12 protein-coding genes are annotated in these 14,863 nt (G+C 63.9%); 4 read left to right on the plus strand and 8 right to left on the minus strand.

The genetic code is table 11. From position 1 onward, the window contains the following. The 7 genes from fdhA to purU form a co-directional block, all read right to left on the minus strand. Window positions 1-1,218 (minus strand): formaldehyde dehydrogenase, glutathione-independent, encoded by a 1,218-nt coding sequence (gene fdhA / locus QN084_RS13980; RefSeq protein ID WP_021471085.1) that lies wholly within the window; start codon window positions 1,216-1,218, stop codon window positions 1-3. 138 nt (window positions 1,219-1,356) lie between these two features. Beyond that, window positions 1,357-1,452 (minus strand): heme-binding protein, encoded by a 96-nt coding sequence (locus tag QN084_RS13985; protein WP_021471084.1) that lies wholly within the window; start codon window positions 1,450-1,452, stop codon window positions 1,357-1,359. Between the two features lie 165 nt (window positions 1,453-1,617). Continuing rightward, complete coding sequence (locus tag QN084_RS13990; protein WP_069696064.1) at window positions 1,618-3,939, minus strand: FdhF/YdeP family oxidoreductase; 2,322 nt, start codon at window positions 3,937-3,939, stop codon at window positions 1,618-1,620. Window positions 3,940-3,967: 28 nt separating this feature from the next. Continuing rightward, a complete protein-coding gene (locus QN084_RS13995) occupies window positions 3,968-4,870 on the minus strand; it encodes a bifunctional 5,10-methylenetetrahydrofolate dehydrogenase/5,10-methenyltetrahydrofolate cyclohydrolase (protein WP_021471082.1) in 903 nt (300 codons plus the stop codon). Next, window positions 4,867-5,493, minus strand: a complete 627-nt coding sequence (locus tag QN084_RS14000; RefSeq protein WP_069696063.1) for a cyclodeaminase/cyclohydrolase family protein — start codon at window positions 5,491-5,493, stop codon at window positions 4,867-4,869. Before QN084_RS14000 ends, QN084_RS13995 begins: the two co-directional genes overlap by 4 nt. Window positions 5,494-5,601: 108 nt before the next feature. Then, complete coding sequence (locus tag QN084_RS14005) at window positions 5,602-8,094, minus strand: GcvT family protein (protein ID WP_021471080.1); 2,493 nt, start codon at window positions 8,092-8,094, stop codon at window positions 5,602-5,604. 41 nt (window positions 8,095-8,135) lie between these two features. After that, complete coding sequence (gene purU, locus QN084_RS14010; protein ID WP_069696062.1) at window positions 8,136-9,053, minus strand: formyltetrahydrofolate deformylase; 918 nt, start codon at window positions 9,051-9,053, stop codon at window positions 8,136-8,138. Between the two features lie 133 nt (window positions 9,054-9,186). Between purU and QN084_RS14015 the strand changes: the two genes are divergently transcribed. Next, window positions 9,187-9,867: a GntR family transcriptional regulator gene (locus tag QN084_RS14015; protein WP_069696061.1), complete on the plus strand. Its 681-nt coding sequence runs from the start codon at window positions 9,187-9,189 to the stop codon at window positions 9,865-9,867. Between the two features lie 244 nt (window positions 9,868-10,111). Then, complete coding sequence (pdxS, locus tag QN084_RS14020) at window positions 10,112-10,960, plus strand: pyridoxal 5'-phosphate synthase lyase subunit PdxS (protein WP_285751802.1); 849 nt, start codon at window positions 10,112-10,114, stop codon at window positions 10,958-10,960. A 73-nt stretch (window positions 10,961-11,033) separates the two neighbouring features. Here the strand turns inward: pdxS and QN084_RS14025 are convergent, their stop codons facing one another. Further along, window positions 11,034-11,966, minus strand: a complete 933-nt coding sequence (locus QN084_RS14025) for a LysR family transcriptional regulator (RefSeq protein ID WP_069696060.1) — start codon at window positions 11,964-11,966, stop codon at window positions 11,034-11,036. 168 nt (window positions 11,967-12,134) lie between these two features. On the opposite strand from QN084_RS14025, the gene QN084_RS14030 reads away from it, so the two are divergent. Further along, window positions 12,135-13,439: an aromatic ring-hydroxylating oxygenase subunit alpha gene (locus tag QN084_RS14030; RefSeq protein ID WP_069696059.1), complete on the plus strand. Its 1,305-nt coding sequence runs from the start codon at window positions 12,135-12,137 to the stop codon at window positions 13,437-13,439. Then, window positions 13,436-14,860 carry a ferredoxin reductase gene (locus QN084_RS14035; protein WP_069696058.1) on the plus strand — a complete coding sequence of 475 codons (1,425 nt, stop codon included), beginning with the start codon at window positions 13,436-13,438 and terminating at the stop codon, window positions 14,858-14,860. The genes QN084_RS14030 and QN084_RS14035 overlap by 4 nt, the downstream gene beginning before the upstream one ends. The last annotated feature ends 3 nt before the right edge of the window (window positions 14,861-14,863 follow it).

Consider the following 14,863-nt stretch of genomic DNA (forward strand, 5'->3'; position numbering starts at 1 on the left):
CTAGGCCTTTACGTAGCCGTTGGGGTTCAGTACGAACTTTGTTGCTGCACCGGCGTCGAATTCGGCGTAGCCGCGGGGTGCGTCTTCGAGCGGGATGGCCTTGGCGTTGACTGCCTTGGCGATCTGTACCTTGTCATGCAGGATGGCCATCATGAGCTGGCGGTTGTACTTCATGACCGGGCACTGGCCCGTGGTGAAGGACAGGGACTTGGCCCAACCGGTGCCCAGGGACAAGGACAGGGAGCCGTGCTTGGCTGCCTCGTCGATTCCGCCGGGATCGCCGGTGACGTACAAGCCCGGGATACCGAGGGCGCCGCCGGCCGTCGTGATGTCCATGAGCGAGTTCAGCACCGTGGCCGGAGCCTCGTGCGAGGCGTCCTTGCCGTGTCCGCGGGCCTCGAAGCCCACGGCGTCAATGCCGGAATCGACTTCAGGAACGCCGAGAATTTGCTCGATCTGGTCCTTGGGATCGCCTTGGGAGACGTTGACGGTTTCGCACCCGAAGGAGCGCGCCTGCGCCAGGCGCTCTTCGTTCATGTCGCCCACAATCACGACGGCGGCACCGAGCAGTTGGGCGCCGACGGCAGCAGCGATGCCCACCGGACCGGCACCTGCAACATACACGGTGGAGCCAACGCCCACGCCCGCGGTGACGGCACCGTGGAAGCCGGTGGGAAAGATGTCCGAGAGCATGGTGAGGTCCATGATCTTCTCAAGGGCCTGGTCACGGTCCGGGAAGCGCAGCAGGTTCCAGTCCGCGTAGGGGACCAGGACGTATTCTGCCTGGCCTCCCACCCAGCCGCCCATGTCCACGTAGCCGTAGGCGCTGCCGGGGCGGTCCGGGTTGACGTTGAGGCAGATGCCGGTTTTCCGTTCCTTGCAGTTCCGGCAACGGCCACAGGAAATGTTGAACGGCACCGAAACGATGTCGCCCACCTTGATGAACTCGACGTCGGGTCCCACTTCAACCACTTCACCGGTGATTTCGTGGCCCAGCACCAGGTTCTTCGGCGCCGTGGTGCGGCCACGGACCATGTGCTGGTCCGATCCGCAGATGTTGGTGGTCACGGTGCGCAGGATGACGCCGTGGGGCACCTTCCTGCCGACGTTGGCCGGGTTGACGCCCGGTCCGTCCTTGAGTTCGAACGTCGGGTACTCGGTGTCGATGATTTCAACGACGCCGGGTTCCTTGTAGGCGACTGCTCTGTTTCCTGACATGGACACTCCTTGGACAGTTGGTGTTGCGGGAACTATGGGGTCCAACTGCCCGAAAGCGATGCTTCGATGAGGAATACCTCCCCAGGTTTCAGGCCACCGAAGCACCGTTCACGGGCAATTGGACTACTACAGGGCCGGCTAGGCGACGCCTTGAAGTTGGACGGCAGCGGCGGCGGAAGCTACCGTGTGGTCGTTTTCCACAGTGCTGCCGCTGACGCCGATTGCGCCGATCACTAAACGGCCTCAGCGTGGGCTTGGGTGATATCAGACAATGCTTCTCCTTTGATTCATGTTTGGTGGCACGGGCGAGGTACGGAAAGTCCGGTGATATCTTTTGTCTAATTCAAAAGATATATCAGTCACATACTATGACAGTGGTCACAGCATGTACAGCTTTTCTTAACTCCTTTCGAGCCTGATGATGACCGACTTTGACGTGGGCGTGCCGCTGGTGTCGGCCACCGAGTCCAAGGGAACCAGAACGTTGGTTTCCGGGTAGTAAGCGGCGGCGCAACCCTTGGGCGTTGAGTAGGAAACGATGCGGAAGTTCTCCGCGAGTCGATCGACCCCGTCGAACTCGGAAATCAGGTTCACCATGTCCCCGTCCGCGAAGCCGAGTTCCCTGATGTCGGCTTCGTTGATGAGGACCACCCGGCGGCCGCCGTGGATGCCACGGTAGCGGTCGTCCTTGCCGTAGATGGTGGTGTTGTACTGGTCATGCGAGCGGAGGGTCTGCAGGACCAGGCGGCCGGCCGGAATCTTGATGTATTCCAACTCGTTTCCCGTGAAGTGGGCCTTGCCCGAGGCAGTATCGAACTTCCTGGCATCGCGGGGCGGGTGCGGCAGCACGAAGCCGCCGGGGTGCTGGATGCGGTCCTCGAAGTTCTCGAAGCCGTCAATCACGCCTTCGATGTGCTTCCGGATCAGGGTGTAGTCGTCCCTCATGGAGAGCCATGCCGCGCGGGGTGCGCCCGGCAGCGGGTGGCCTTGGGCATCGGTGAACAGGCGGTGCGCAAGGTTGCAGACGATCGCCACCTCGGAGTGCAGGTGCTCGCTGGCGGGCTTCAGCCGTCCACGGGAGGCATGCACTGCGCTCATGGAATCTTCCACTGTGACCCGCTGGTCGCCCGTCACCTGCGTGTCCTTCTCCGTCCGGCCCAGCGTAGGCAGGATGAGTGCGCGGCGCCCGGTGGACAGGTGGGAGTGGTTCAGCTTGGTGGAGATCTGGACGGTCAACGCCGTGTTGGCCAGCGCGTCCTCTGTTACCTGTGAATCCGGGGCTGCGCGGACGAAGTTACCTCCCATGCCCATGAAGAACCGGACCTTGCCATCGCGCATGGCCCTGATGGCCGCGACGGTGTCGTAACCGTGAGCGCGCGGTGAAAGGAACTCGAACTCATGGTCCAGGCGGTCGTGGAACTTCTCCGGCATCTTCTCGAAAATGCCCATGGTCCGGTCGCCTTGGACGTTCGAGTGCCCTCGAACGGGGCAAACGCCGGCGCCCGGCTTGCCGATGTTGCCTTGGAGCAGCAGGACGTTCACCACGTCCCGCAGGGTGGGCACGGAGTGCTTGTGCTGTGTCAGCCCCATGGCCCAGCAAACGATCGTGGCGTTGGAGGCGAGGAGCCGTTCGCCGGTGGCCCGGATTTGCTCCAGGGTCAGGCCGGTCGCTTCGACGATGTCGTCCCACTCAACCTTCTCGAGGTAGCGCAGGTATTCGTCGATGCCCACCGTGTAGTTGTTGATGAAATCGTGGTCCAGCACGGTGTCCAGGCCGGGAGTTGCGCGGCCTCCCGCTTCGGCTTCGAGGAGGTATTTGCCGAGACCCTGGAAGAGGGCCTGATCGCCGCCCGCGCGGATCTGCAGGAAGTCGTCGGTGAGCTTGGTGCCGGAAACGACGCCCTTGACATGCTGCGGGTTTTCAAAGTGCAGCAACCCGGCTTCGGGAAGCGGGTTGACGGAGACAATGATCGCTCCGTTCTTCTTGGCCTTTTCCAGCGCGCTGAGCATGCGCGGGTGGTTGGTGCCCGGGTTCTGGCCCGCGACGAAGATCAGCGACGCTGTTTCCAGGTCGGCTAGGCTCACGGAGCCCTTGCCGATGCCGATTGTCTCCACGAGGGCGGAGCCGGACGATTCGTGGCACATGTTGGAACAGTCCGGCAGGTTGTTGGTGCCCAGGCCGCGGACCAGGAGCTGGTAGACGAACGCCGCTTCGTTGGAGGTCCGGCCCGAGGTGTAAAACACCGCTTCGTCCGGGTTGTCCATGCCGCGGAGTTCCTCGGCCATCAGGTCGTAGGCGTCGTCCCAGCTGATGGGCTTGTAATGGGTGGCGCCTTCTTCCAGGACCATGGGGTGGGTCAGGCGTCCCTGTTGTCCCAGCCAGTAGTCGTCGCGGGTCTTCAGCTCAGCGACGGAGTGCTTGGCGAAGAATTCGGGCGTGACCCTGCGCCGGGTGGCTTCCTCAGCCACTGCCTTGGCCCCGTTTTCGCAAAACTCCGCCGCGTTGCGCTTCTCGTGCTCCGGCCAGGCGCATCCCATGCAGTCGAAACCATCCAGCTGGTTCACGGCCATCAGCGTCTGCGCGCTGCGGATCGGTCCCATCTGCTCGAACGAGATCTTCAAGGCATTGGCAACGGCCGGAATACCCACGGCCTTGGTCTTGGGTTTGGTGACGGTCAGCTTCGACTCGTCGATGTTTTCACGGGGGGCTTTGGAAGCCATGTGATCTTCCCTCCAGATCAGGAAATGGTCAGGCGGCGCCGGCAGGTACAGGCTGGACGGCGGGTACGGTGCCGCCGGTAACACGTGCCTGCCGACGGGCGGCTTCGGTGGTGTGCAGCAGCAACAATGCCGTGGTCACCGAGCCTACGCCACCCGGAACAGGCGTCAAGGCCGCTGCGACGCCGCTGACGCTCGCCTCGTCCACATCGCCCACCAGGGAACCGTCGGGCAGGACATTCGTGCCGACGTCCACCACCACGGTCTTTTCCGTCACGTGGCTGCCGGTCAGCAGCCCGGTGCGGCCGGCGGCCACCACCACGACGTCGGCGGGCCGCGTGAACGGCTCCAGCGCACCTGAGCGGGAGTGGCAGACGGTGACGGTGGCATCCTTGGCGAGCAGCAGCAGCGACAACGGCTTGCCCACCACGGCAGAACGTCCGACGACGACCACGTTGCGTCCCGCCGTCGGAACCTCGAAGTGGTCCAGAAGCTCGACGACGGCCCGCGCTGTTGCGGGCGCGAAGGCCGGCTGCCCCACGGCAAGGCGGCCGAGGCTCAGCGGGTTGGCGCCGTCGATGTCCTTTTCAGGGGCGATGAGCCCGACCAGGCTGTCCGCACGGACACCCGAAGGCAGGGGAGTCTGGAGGATGATGCCATGCACCGAGGCCTCCGCGCTGAGGTCACGGAGCACGGCGGCCAGGACCTGTTCGGTGGCGTCGTGGCCGAGGTCCACAATCCGGCAGTCGATCCCTGCACGTTCCGCGGCGCGTTCGATCGACCGGACGTACCAGTGGGTTGATTCGTCGTCGGTAGCGACCACGACGGCCACCGTGGGACGGACTCCCTGGCTATCCAGGGCGTGGGCCTCTTCCTGGGCGCGTTGCCGGATGAGGCCTGCAAGCCCCTTGCCGGACAGCACTTCTGCACTCATGCGAGGATCCTTTCGCGGACGCGGCGGGACAGGGTGTCAGCGGCGAGGACCACCTTCTCTTCCAGCCCGTCGGTCTGCCCGGCAAGGCGGGTCCGGGTGGCATCGTCCTTGATGGCCACAAGGTTGATGTCGATGTTGATGCGTGCGGTGGTGGCAGCCGCCCGGGCTGCGTCGGCGGCAGCGGCGACGTCGCTGATGACGTTCGGGTTGGCCGCTTCGAAAAGTTCCGTGGCGAGGTCCACGATCTCGCCGGCAAGCTTGATGAGCTGGGCGGGCGTTTGCGCGGCCTGGACCAGGGCAGCGTCGATCGCCGCTTTCTTCGCGGTCTTGAGCTCCGGGGTGTCGGAAGGAAGCTTGTAGGAATCGATGACCCCTTGGAAGCCGTGTTCGTCGGCATCGGCCAGCCGGAGCGCTTCGGTGCGGTGGTGATCGGCGCTGTTGGTGATACGGGCAACCAGTCCTGCATGCTCCGCGTACTTCTCACCCGTGGTGTACCGGGCCACCATGGCCACCAGTGCGGCACCTTGGGCAGCATGCAAGGCCGCAGCCGCTCCGCCGCCCGGTGTGGGTTGGCGGGCGGCGAGCCTGGCCAAATAATCGTTGACTGTTTCTGAGCTGATCATGTGTCTTCCTGGGCTGGAGAAAGAAAGGGGACAGACAGCGGCCCGGACCCGGTTGCGAGGGATAGGGTCCGGGCCGCGTGTCTTGGAAGCCGCGGGTGCGGCGGGGGACTAGCCCCGGAGCCGGCTCATGCTGGGGTCGTACAGCGGATCCTCGGTGACGGTCGCCTGGATGCGGCGGCCGAAGTACTCGATCTCCACCGAATCACCCAAGGACACTGCGGACGGGAGGTACGCGTACGCGATCGGCTTGCGAACCGTGTAGCCGAACGCCGCGCTGGTGACGTAACCCACCGGCTGGTTCTTGTAGAACACCGGTTCCTTGCCCAGCACCAAGCTGCGGCCGTCGTCGACCGTCAAGCAGCGCAGGCGGCGGGCGGAGCTTTCCTCGCTGCGGCCCTCCAGGGCTGCCTTCCCGACGAAGTTCTCCTTGGCCATCTTGACCGCGAAGCCGAGGCCTGCCTCGAAGGGGTCGTGCTCCGTGGTCATGTCCGTGCCCCACGAACGGTAACCCTTCTCGAGGCGCAGCGAGCTGAAGGCGGCGCGGCCCGCGGCGATGACGCCGAACGGCTGGCCGGCCTTCCACAGCGCATCCCACAGGCGCTGGCCGTTGTCCGCGCTCGTGTAGAGCTCCCAACCGAGTTCGCCAACGTAGGACAGTCGCATTGCCGTGACGGGAACGCCACCGATCACCACGTCCTTGGCGCGGAAGTAGCGCAGGCCGTCGTTGGAGAAGTCGTCGCTGCTGATGGTGCTGACCAGGTCGCGGGCCAGCGGACCCCACAGGCCGATGCAGCAAGTGCCGCCGGTGGTGTCGCGGACCTGCACCCAGTCGCCCGCGCCGCCGTTCTCCGTCTGCTGGCGGGCAGCACGCTCAAAGTAGGCGGTGTCGATGTTGCCGTTGGCGCCCAGCTGGAAGGTGTTCTCATCCAGGCGTGCAACGGTGATGTCGCTTCGGATGCCGCCGGCGTGGTCCAGCAGGAGGGTGTAGGTAACTGCTCCGGGCTTCTTGGCGAGATCGCCGGTAGTGAGTTCCTGGAGCAGCTTCAAGGCGCCGGGGCCGGAAACTTCCAGGCGCTTGAGCGGCGTCATGTCGTACATGGCCACTGCCGTACGGGTCTTCCAGGCTTCAGCAGCCGCGATCGGGGAGCTGAACATTCCGGACCAGGCATCGCGGGCCGGCGGCTGCCACTCGTCCGGCATTTCCTTCAGCAGTTCGGCATTGGCCTCGAACCAGTAAGGACGCTCCCAGCCGGCACCTTCCAGGAAGTAGCCGCCCAGTTGCTTGTGGCGGGCGTGGAAAGGGCTGACGCGGAGGTTGCGCGGAGAAAGCTTGGGCTGGAGCGGGTGCAGGACGTCGTAGATCTCCACGAAGTTCTGCTGCGAGGTTTCGCTGACGTACTCGGGGGTGAGCTGGACTTCCTCGAAGCGGTGGATGTCACAGTCGCCCAGGTCGATCTGCGACTTGCCGTCAACCAGGACCTCGGCAACGGCGCGGGCGATGCCTGCGGAGTGGGTGACCCACACGGCCTCAGCCACGTAGAAGCCGTCCAGTTCCTTGGACTCGCCCACCAGGGAACCGCCGTCCGGGGTGAAGGAGAAGATGCCGTTGAAGCCGTCTTCGATTTCGCTTTCACGCAGGGCCGGAAGGATCTGCTTGGTTGCTTCCCACGCCGGCAGGAAGTCCTCAAGGGTGAAGTCGAGGCGGGAAGGCATGTTGTGTTCGCTGATGCTGGAGGGCTCGTACTTGCCGAGTTCGTCCAGGTCCACGGGCATGGGCTTGTGGGCGTAGGAACCGATGCCGTAGCGCTCGCCGTGCTCGCGGTAGTAAAGGTCCTGGTCCTGATGACGGAGGATCGGCAGCTGTGCACCGTTGGGCAGTTCGTTCTTGCCCTTCTGGGCGGGAACCGGGGTGGTCTTGACGTACTGGTGGGCCAGGGGGAGCAGCGGAACTGCCATGCCGATCATCTCGCCGATCTTGGCACCCCAGAAGCCTGCGCAGGAGACGACGATGTCGGCCGGGATCACGCCGTCGGCGGTCTGGACGCCTGTGACGCGGTGGCCGGACTGTTCAATGCCGGTCACTTCCGTGTTGCCGAGGTACTTCACGCCGGCAGCTTCGGTGCGCTTGATGAGCAGCTGGACGGCACGGGCGGCCAAGGCGAGGCCATCGGAGGGAACATGGAGGCCGCCCAGGATGTCGTCCTGGTTGATCAGCGGGTAGAGCTCCTTGCATTCCTCGGGGGAGAGGATGCGGCCCTCAATGCCCCAGGACTGCGCGTAGCCAAGCTTGCGCTTGAGGTCCGCAAGACGGGTTTCCGTGGTGGCTACTTCAAGGCCGCCTACCTGGTTGAAGCAGCTCTGGCCATCTTCGGTCAGGGACAGCAGTTTCTCCACCGTGTATTTGGCGAAGAGTGCCATGCTCTTTGACGGATTGGTCTGGAAGACCAGGCCCGGAGCATGCGAGGTGGAGCCTCCGGGCATGTTGAGCGGACCCTGGTCCAGGACCGTGATGTTGTTCCAGCCGCGTTGAACGAGTTCGTCGGCGAGGTTGGTGCCGACGATGCCGGCTCCGATGATGACAATGCGGGGCGTCGATGCCATGAAAGTTTTCTCCTGCTGTAATTCGGGCGTGGGCGGGCTGGTTAGCGGAAGACGACCGTGCTGGTCCGGTCCAGAAGCACGCGGTGTTCGCAGTGCCAGCGGACGGCGCGGGACAGTGCGAGGGCTTCCGCGTCCTGGCCCACGGTGGAAAGTGCCGTGGGGCCGTAGCTGTGATCCACCCGGATGACTTCCTGCTCGATGATCGGGCCCTCGTCCAGGTCCGCGGTGACGTAGTGTGCCGTAGCGCCTACCTGCTTCACGCCACGGTCGTAGGCCTGGTGGTAGGGGCGAGCACCCTTGAAGCCGGGGAGGAAGGAGTGGTGGATGTTGATCGCACGGCCTTCCAGCTTGCGGCACAAGTCATCTGACAGGACCTGCATGTAGCGGGCAAGGACCACGAGGTCAGCCTCGTATTCCTCCACCAGTTCCAGCAGCCGCGCCTCGGCCTCGGCCTTGGTGTCCGGGGTGACCGGAACGTGGATGAAGGGCAGGCCGGCTGCCTCCGCCATGGCACGGTGGGTCTCGTGGTTGGAAACAACAGCCACCAGCTCGCCGCCGAGGCTGCCTCCGCGCCAACGGAAGATGAGGTCGTTCAGGCAGTGGCCGAACTTGGAGACCATCACCAGGACGCGCTGTTTGGTCTGGTCATGGAAGCTGAACTTCATGTCGAAGCGCTCTGCGATGGAGCGGAACTCTTCTTCAAGCTGCTCCGGTGAGTAGCTCTGCGGGCCGGAGAACGCAGTGCGCAGGTGCAGCGTCTGGCGAAGGCTGTCATCGAACTGCTGGTGCTCTTCGATGTTGAAGCCGCGCTCGAACAGGAACGTGGTGACCGCATGCACGATTCCGGGCTGTTCGACGCACGACAGTGTGAGTACGAACTTCTGCGCTTGCTCGTCCTTGAGCTGCCCGCGTTCCGCCGGAAGGGTGCTGAGGTGAGAGTCTGAAGCCACGAGGGTCATATGTCCTCCTTAGGTAATTCCCTAGATATATTCCTGAATTACGTACTGATATATTAGGATTGGATTCAGCGTATACTGGACCTTGGAACGAGGTCAATAGGTTTTTTCGGAACTGTGGAAGGAGCTCGGCACTGTGGCAATTCAAACCTTGGCGACTGTAGAAGACGCAGGCAGGAAGTCGCTTGCGGACATCGCTTACGAAAGCGTGCGCGACCGCCTCCTGACGCTGGACATCAAGCCGGGCGACCTCCTCAATGATGACCAGCTGGCCAAGGAGCTCGGCATCGGGCGCACGCCGGTGCGCGAGGCCCTGAAGCGGCTGGAGCTTGATCGCCTGGTGGTGACGTACCCGCGACGCGGCACTTTCGCCACCCGGGTGGAGGTCACTGACCTTGCGTTCATTTCCGAGATCCGGGTGCAGTTGGAGCCGGTCGCCGCAGCGCGGGCGGCCCGCGTGGCTACCCCCGCGAGCAGGGATTACCTGCGCCAAGTTGTCCGGGAAGTTGAAGCCTTCGACATCAAGGCCGCCTCCGTGGTGGAGACCTTGAAGCTGGATGCCCGCGTGCACCAGGGCATCTACGCTGCGGCAGCCAATCCGCACCTGGAAGACGTCCTGATCCGCTACGACAACCTGGCCACGCGGATTTGGTGCATGGTGCTGGACCGGCTGCCCAACCTTGAGCGGCACGTGCATGAGCACGTGGATCTACTGCAGGCAGTGATCGACGGCGACGAGCACAAGGCGGCAGAGTTGGCGCGGAAGCACGTGAGTGAATTCGAGCAGGCGGTGCGTGAGGCGTTGTTTGCAGCCTGACGTGAACGGGTTGTCCGCCCGGCCGCAAAGCGCCTTGTTGACGCGTGCGATTTCCTCCTTGCATACTTGGGACCTAGCTAATATATCTCTCGGATATCACGCGACGTCGGCGCTCTGCCGGTGAGTGGATACCGGCGCCTGCGTAGGCATGCAGGCTTCATTCCCCTTGGAGTATCGCGTGAACATAAGACCGCTCCCTTTCGACAACATTCCCCTGACCGGCACAGGCCGCGTTAAGCGGGGTATGGCTGAGATGCTCAAGGGCGGCGTCATCATGGACGTCGTTAACGTCGAGCAGGCCCGCATCGCCGAAGATGCCGGTGCCGTAGCCGTGATGGCGCTTGAGCGTGTCCCGGCTGATATCCGCGCCCAGGGTGGCGTGTCCCGCATGTCCGATCCGGACATGATCGATCAGATCATCGCCGCCGTGTCCATCCCGGTGATGGCCAAGGCACGTATTGGCCACTTCGTCGAGGCCCAGGTCCTGCAGTCCCTGGGTGTTGACTACATCGACGAGTCCGAGGTCCTGACCCCGGCGGACTACATCAACCACATCGACAAGTGGAACTTCACTGTTCCCTTCGTCTGTGGTGCCACCAACCTTGGTGAGGCCCTGCGCAGCATCAACGAGGGTGCGGCGATGATCCGGTCCAAGGGTGAAGCCGGCACCGGCGATGTGCCCAACGCGACCGGGCACATGCGCAAGATCCGCGCCGAGATCGCCAAGCTCTCGTCCCTGCCCGAGGATGAGCTGTACGTTGCGGCCAAGGAGCTGCAGGCCCCGTACGAGCTGGTGAAGGAAGTTGCCGCGACGGGCAAGCTCCCGGTGGTGCTGTTCACCGCCGGTGGCATCGCGAGCCCGGCTGATGCTGCGATGATGATGCAGCTCGGCGCTGACGGCGTGTTCGTCGGCTCCGGTATCTTCAAGTCCGGCAACCCGGCCCAGCGCGCCGCCGCCGTCGTCAAAGCCACTGCCTATTACGACGATCCCGATGTGATCGCGAAAGTCTCCCGCGGCCTCGGCGAGGCGATGGTCGGCATCAACGTCGACGAAATCCCCGAACCCCACCGCCTGGCCGAACGCGGCTGGTAAAGCAGCGGCCGCCCGAGGGCGGGCCCCTTTAACGCACGCTGCCGGACCACAGGCCGCCGTCGTCTGCAACCGCTCAGGACTCGTCTTCCAGCCTGGTCTTAAGGAGCCGTTGCGCCGTGCCCTGAAGGATCTCCAAGGATTCCTTGATCAAGGGCGAGCCGATGCTGCCCCGTCGCGCCGCTGCCACAATCCGGCGGGCCGGCTTTCCCTTCCCCGTGATGCGCAGTCGAACGACGTTCTCCGCGTTGTGCAGGGGTGCCAGCCGTGGAAGCAGGCCGACGCCCAGGCCCGCCCCCACAAAAGCGATCTGTGTCTCCCATTCAACGGCTTCATGGGCTATCCGCGGCGTGACTCCCACTGCGGTGAAGGCGGCGGTAAACAGTGCGTGGTAGGTGGATCCGGCAGTTTCGGTGATCCACGGCTCCGATGCCAGTTCTTCCAAAGTGACTGTTTCCCGGGAGGCCAACGGATGGTCGCCGGGAATGATGACGTCCAAGGGGTCGTCCAACAGGAACGTTTGCTCGAAGCGCGGATCGTCCTCCCCGTAGCTATCGGATTGCATGGCGACGATTACGGCCAGGTCGATCCGTTCGGCCACGAGCAAATCGAAGCAACGCGACGGGTCTGCCTCGAGTACCTGGACTTCCAACAGCGGCCGCGTCGAGCGCAATGTCGCGGCGAGGGGCGCCAGTAACTGGGCTGCCGCCGTCGAAAACCCCCCGAGCCCAAAATGGGACTGGACCTGGTCGCCGGCGGCCATGGCGGCGGCACGCAGGCTTTCCCACTCGGCAACCAGGCCATCCGAACCGGCAACCAGGAAGCGGCCTGTGGCGGTGAGGCGCACTCCGCGGCCGTCCTTCGTTAGGAGCTGCATTCCCAGTACGCGCTGGAGCTCCCGCAGCTGTGCGGAGACGGCGGAAGGGGAGTAGCCGGTGAGTTCGGCAGTAGCCGCCACGGTGCCGCAGCGGGCAAAGACGCGAAGGGTGTGGAGGCGCGGATCGATCATGAATCAATCATGCACAGATAGTGCACGGTTATCTCCTAAATATTGCGCTTTTGTTGCAGTTCAATCGTCCCTAATCTCGTACTACGAAGACTTCGACAAAGGCGGTTGCGATGACGCACCGCGGTCCCCATGAACTACTTAATGACCCAGCCTCCCGGGAGGAAACCCATGACTGCTCCAGTGAACGTCGCTCCTGCATCACGCGGAAAGATCGTTTCATCATTGCCTGCCGATCAGCTGGCTGAAATCAGCGCGTTGTTTGAGTTCCGCCGCACGGGCTATTCCCTTGATGCCCCGTTCTACACGGACCCGACCATCTTCAAGGTGGACATGGAGGCCATCTTCGGCCAGCACTGGATCTACGCGGGCAGCGTTGCCGAACTGCCCGAGCCGGGCGACTACATCACCGTGGACTACGGACCCTACTCGCTGATCGTTCTCCGCAACGATGACGGCGAAGTCAACGTCCTGCACAACGTGTGCCGCCACCGCGGTGCGCGCGTCCTGACGGAGTCGGCTGGTTCCACCGGAAACCTGGTCTGCGGCTACCACTCCTGGACCTATTCGCCCGAGGGCAACCTGATCCACGCTTCCGCTCCCGGCGAGGCCAAGTTCGACAAGAACTGCTTCGCGCTTAAGCGCGCCCACAGCCGCGAGGTTGCCGGACTCATCTTCGTCTGCATCGCCGACGAGCCGCCAACAGACTTTGATGAGACCTCCAAGATCTTTGAGCCCTACCTGGCGCCGCACGATCTGTCCAAGACGAAGATTGCCTACCAGCAGAACATCATCGAAGAGGGCAACTGGAAGCTCGTCATGGAGAACAACCGTGAGTGCTACCACTGTGACGGCCACCCGGAACTTGCCTGCTCCCTGTTCCCCACCTGGGGCCTGACCGAGGGCCTTATCCCCACCCACCTCGAAGACGTCTGGGACCGCAACAAGGAAGCCCAGGCCTCCCTCGAAGAGCGTTGCCGCCGCTACGGCCTGCCCTATGAGGTGGTGGAAGAGCTGGACACCCGCATTGCAGGTATCCGCATCTCCCGCGAATCCCTCGACGGCGAAGGCGAATCGTTCTCGGCCGACGGACGCCGCCTTTCCAAGAAGCTGCTCGGCGACCTGCCCGACTTCCGCCTGGGCCGTTGCTCGATGCACCTGCAGCCCAACAGCTGGTTCCACTTCCTGGGCGACCACGTCATCACCTTCGGCGTCTTCCCCATCAACGAACACCAGTCCCTGGTCCGCACCACGTGGCTGGTTGCCGACGACGCCGTGGAAGGCGTGGACTACGATCTGGACAAGCTCACCTACACCTGGAAGCAGACCAACCTCCAGGACAAGGCCTTCGTTGAGCTGTGCCAGACGGGTGCAGGCAGCCCCGCCTACGAACCCGGCCCGTACATGAAGAGCGAGTACCAGGTTGAGGCCTTCATCAACTGGTACGTGCAGCGCGTCCAGGAGCACTTGGCATGACGGAACTCCTCACCGAAACGGCCGTCCAGGAGCCACAGCGCATCCGCGGACTCGAGATGCCGTGGAACAGGGTTATGGGCAGCAGCGACACCCCCGCCCGGGCAGCCCGCGCCTTGGGTCCCTGGCACCCCCAGGAGTTCACGGCCGAATGCGTGGAGACCATCCCGGAAGCGGGCGGCCTCATGACGTTCGTGTTCCGACGCTGCGACGGCGCACCCCTTGCGTTCCGTGCCGGGCAGTACGTCAACATCGCGTTCCCCGTGAACGGCGGGGAACACGAGCCTGTGGACCGCAGCTATTCGCTGTCCAGTTCGCCTACCGAGCCGTGGACCTTCAGCATCAGCGTCAAGCGCGACGCCGGCGGCCTGGTCTCTCCGTGGGTGCATGAGAACGTCCAGCCGGGCACTGTGCTGGAGATGCTCGGGCCGGTCGGCGCCTTCCACTTGCCGGATGCGGACCGGCGCGCCCGTTACCTGCTGCTCGCAGCCGGGGCCGGCATCACGCCCATCATGTCCATGGTGCGGACCATCCATTCCCTGCCGGGACACGCGGATGTCGTGGTGCTCTACCACGGTGCGGAAGCGGGCGGCTTCGCCTTCCACCGGGAGCTCGCCTACATCGCTTCCGTGGACTCGCGGATCCGGGTCTTCTACTCCCTGGGTGACCGCAGCAAGCCCGATGGTTGGGACGGCCTCACCGGACGGCTGACCTCGGCCATGATTGACGAGGTGGCCCCTGACGCCAACGGACGCCAGGTCTACGCCTGTGGTCCCGAGGGCTACCTGAACAACGCCACGGAGCTCCTGAAGAAGGTCGGCGTCGACGACACCTCCATCTACATGGAGTTTTTCTCCGGTGACCGCCAGACGCTCCTTGAATATGCGGCCGAAGTGGCCCTCGCCACGGACATCGCAGAAGAAATTGCCGAGGAAATCGCCGACTCCGCCGAGGATTACTTCGAGAGCCAGCCTGCGGCTTTCGGTCTCTACGAGCCGAGGTACGACGCAGACGGCACCTTGGAAGCCACGGGCCTGCCGCTCGAAGCGGTCGACGCCGACGCGACGTCCGGTGCGGAAGCCAACGACGGCGGTTCGGGCACCTCGCCGGAGGCTGAAGCGGAGACTCCCGATGCTTCGAGCTTCAACACGGTGGGGACCGGGAGCCTCACGTTGTCCTTCATGCGCACCGGCATCAACGTGCGGATCGACCCCACGGAGCCCATCCTCGAGGTGGCCCAGCGTGCGGGTGTCAGGATCGGCGCCAACTGCAAGGAAGGAATGTGCGGTTCTTGCAAGGTGGTCAAGTTGTCGGGCGACATCGACATGAACCACCAGGGCGGGATCCGGAAACGCGAAATCGATGCGGGCAAGTTCCTGCCCTGCTGTTCCACGGCCAAGACGGATATGGTGATCGACGCTTAGAGG

This window comes from Paenarthrobacter sp. R1 (assembly GCF_030264015.1).
In the GTDB taxonomy this organism is placed as follows: domain Bacteria; phylum Actinomycetota; class Actinomycetes; order Actinomycetales; family Micrococcaceae; genus Arthrobacter; species Arthrobacter ureafaciens.

What these genes read in the sequence shown, in the direction of transcription:
- purU (WP_069696062.1), bottom strand. Translation starts at nt 9,053, where the DNA reads ATGACCCTCGTGGCTTCAGACTCTCACCTCAGCACCCTTCCGGCGGAA.
- pdxS (WP_285751802.1), top strand. Translation starts at nt 10,112, where the DNA reads ATGGCTGAGATGCTCAAGGGCGGCGTCATCATGGACGTCGTTAACGTC.
- QN084_RS14035 (WP_069696058.1), top strand. Translation starts at nt 13,436, where the DNA reads ATGACGGAACTCCTCACCGAAACGGCCGTCCAGGAGCCACAGCGCATC.
- QN084_RS14030 (WP_069696059.1), top strand. Translation starts at nt 12,135, where the DNA reads ATGACTGCTCCAGTGAACGTCGCTCCTGCATCACGCGGAAAGATCGTT.
- QN084_RS13995 (WP_021471082.1), bottom strand. Translation starts at nt 4,870, where the DNA reads ATGAGTGCAGAAGTGCTGTCCGGCAAGGGGCTTGCAGGCCTCATCCGG.
- QN084_RS14005 (WP_021471080.1), bottom strand. Translation starts at nt 8,094, where the DNA reads ATGGCATCGACGCCCCGCATTGTCATCATCGGAGCCGGCATCGTCGGC.
- QN084_RS13990 (WP_069696064.1), bottom strand. Translation starts at nt 3,939, where the DNA reads ATGGCTTCCAAAGCCCCCCGTGAAAACATCGACGAGTCGAAGCTGACC.
- QN084_RS14000 (WP_069696063.1), bottom strand. Translation starts at nt 5,493, where the DNA reads ATGATCAGCTCAGAAACAGTCAACGATTATTTGGCCAGGCTCGCCGCC.
- QN084_RS14025 (WP_069696060.1), bottom strand. Translation starts at nt 11,966, where the DNA reads ATGATCGATCCGCGCCTCCACACCCTTCGCGTCTTTGCCCGCTGCGGC.
- fdhA (WP_021471085.1), bottom strand. Translation starts at nt 1,218, where the DNA reads ATGTCAGGAAACAGAGCAGTCGCCTACAAGGAACCCGGCGTCGTTGAA.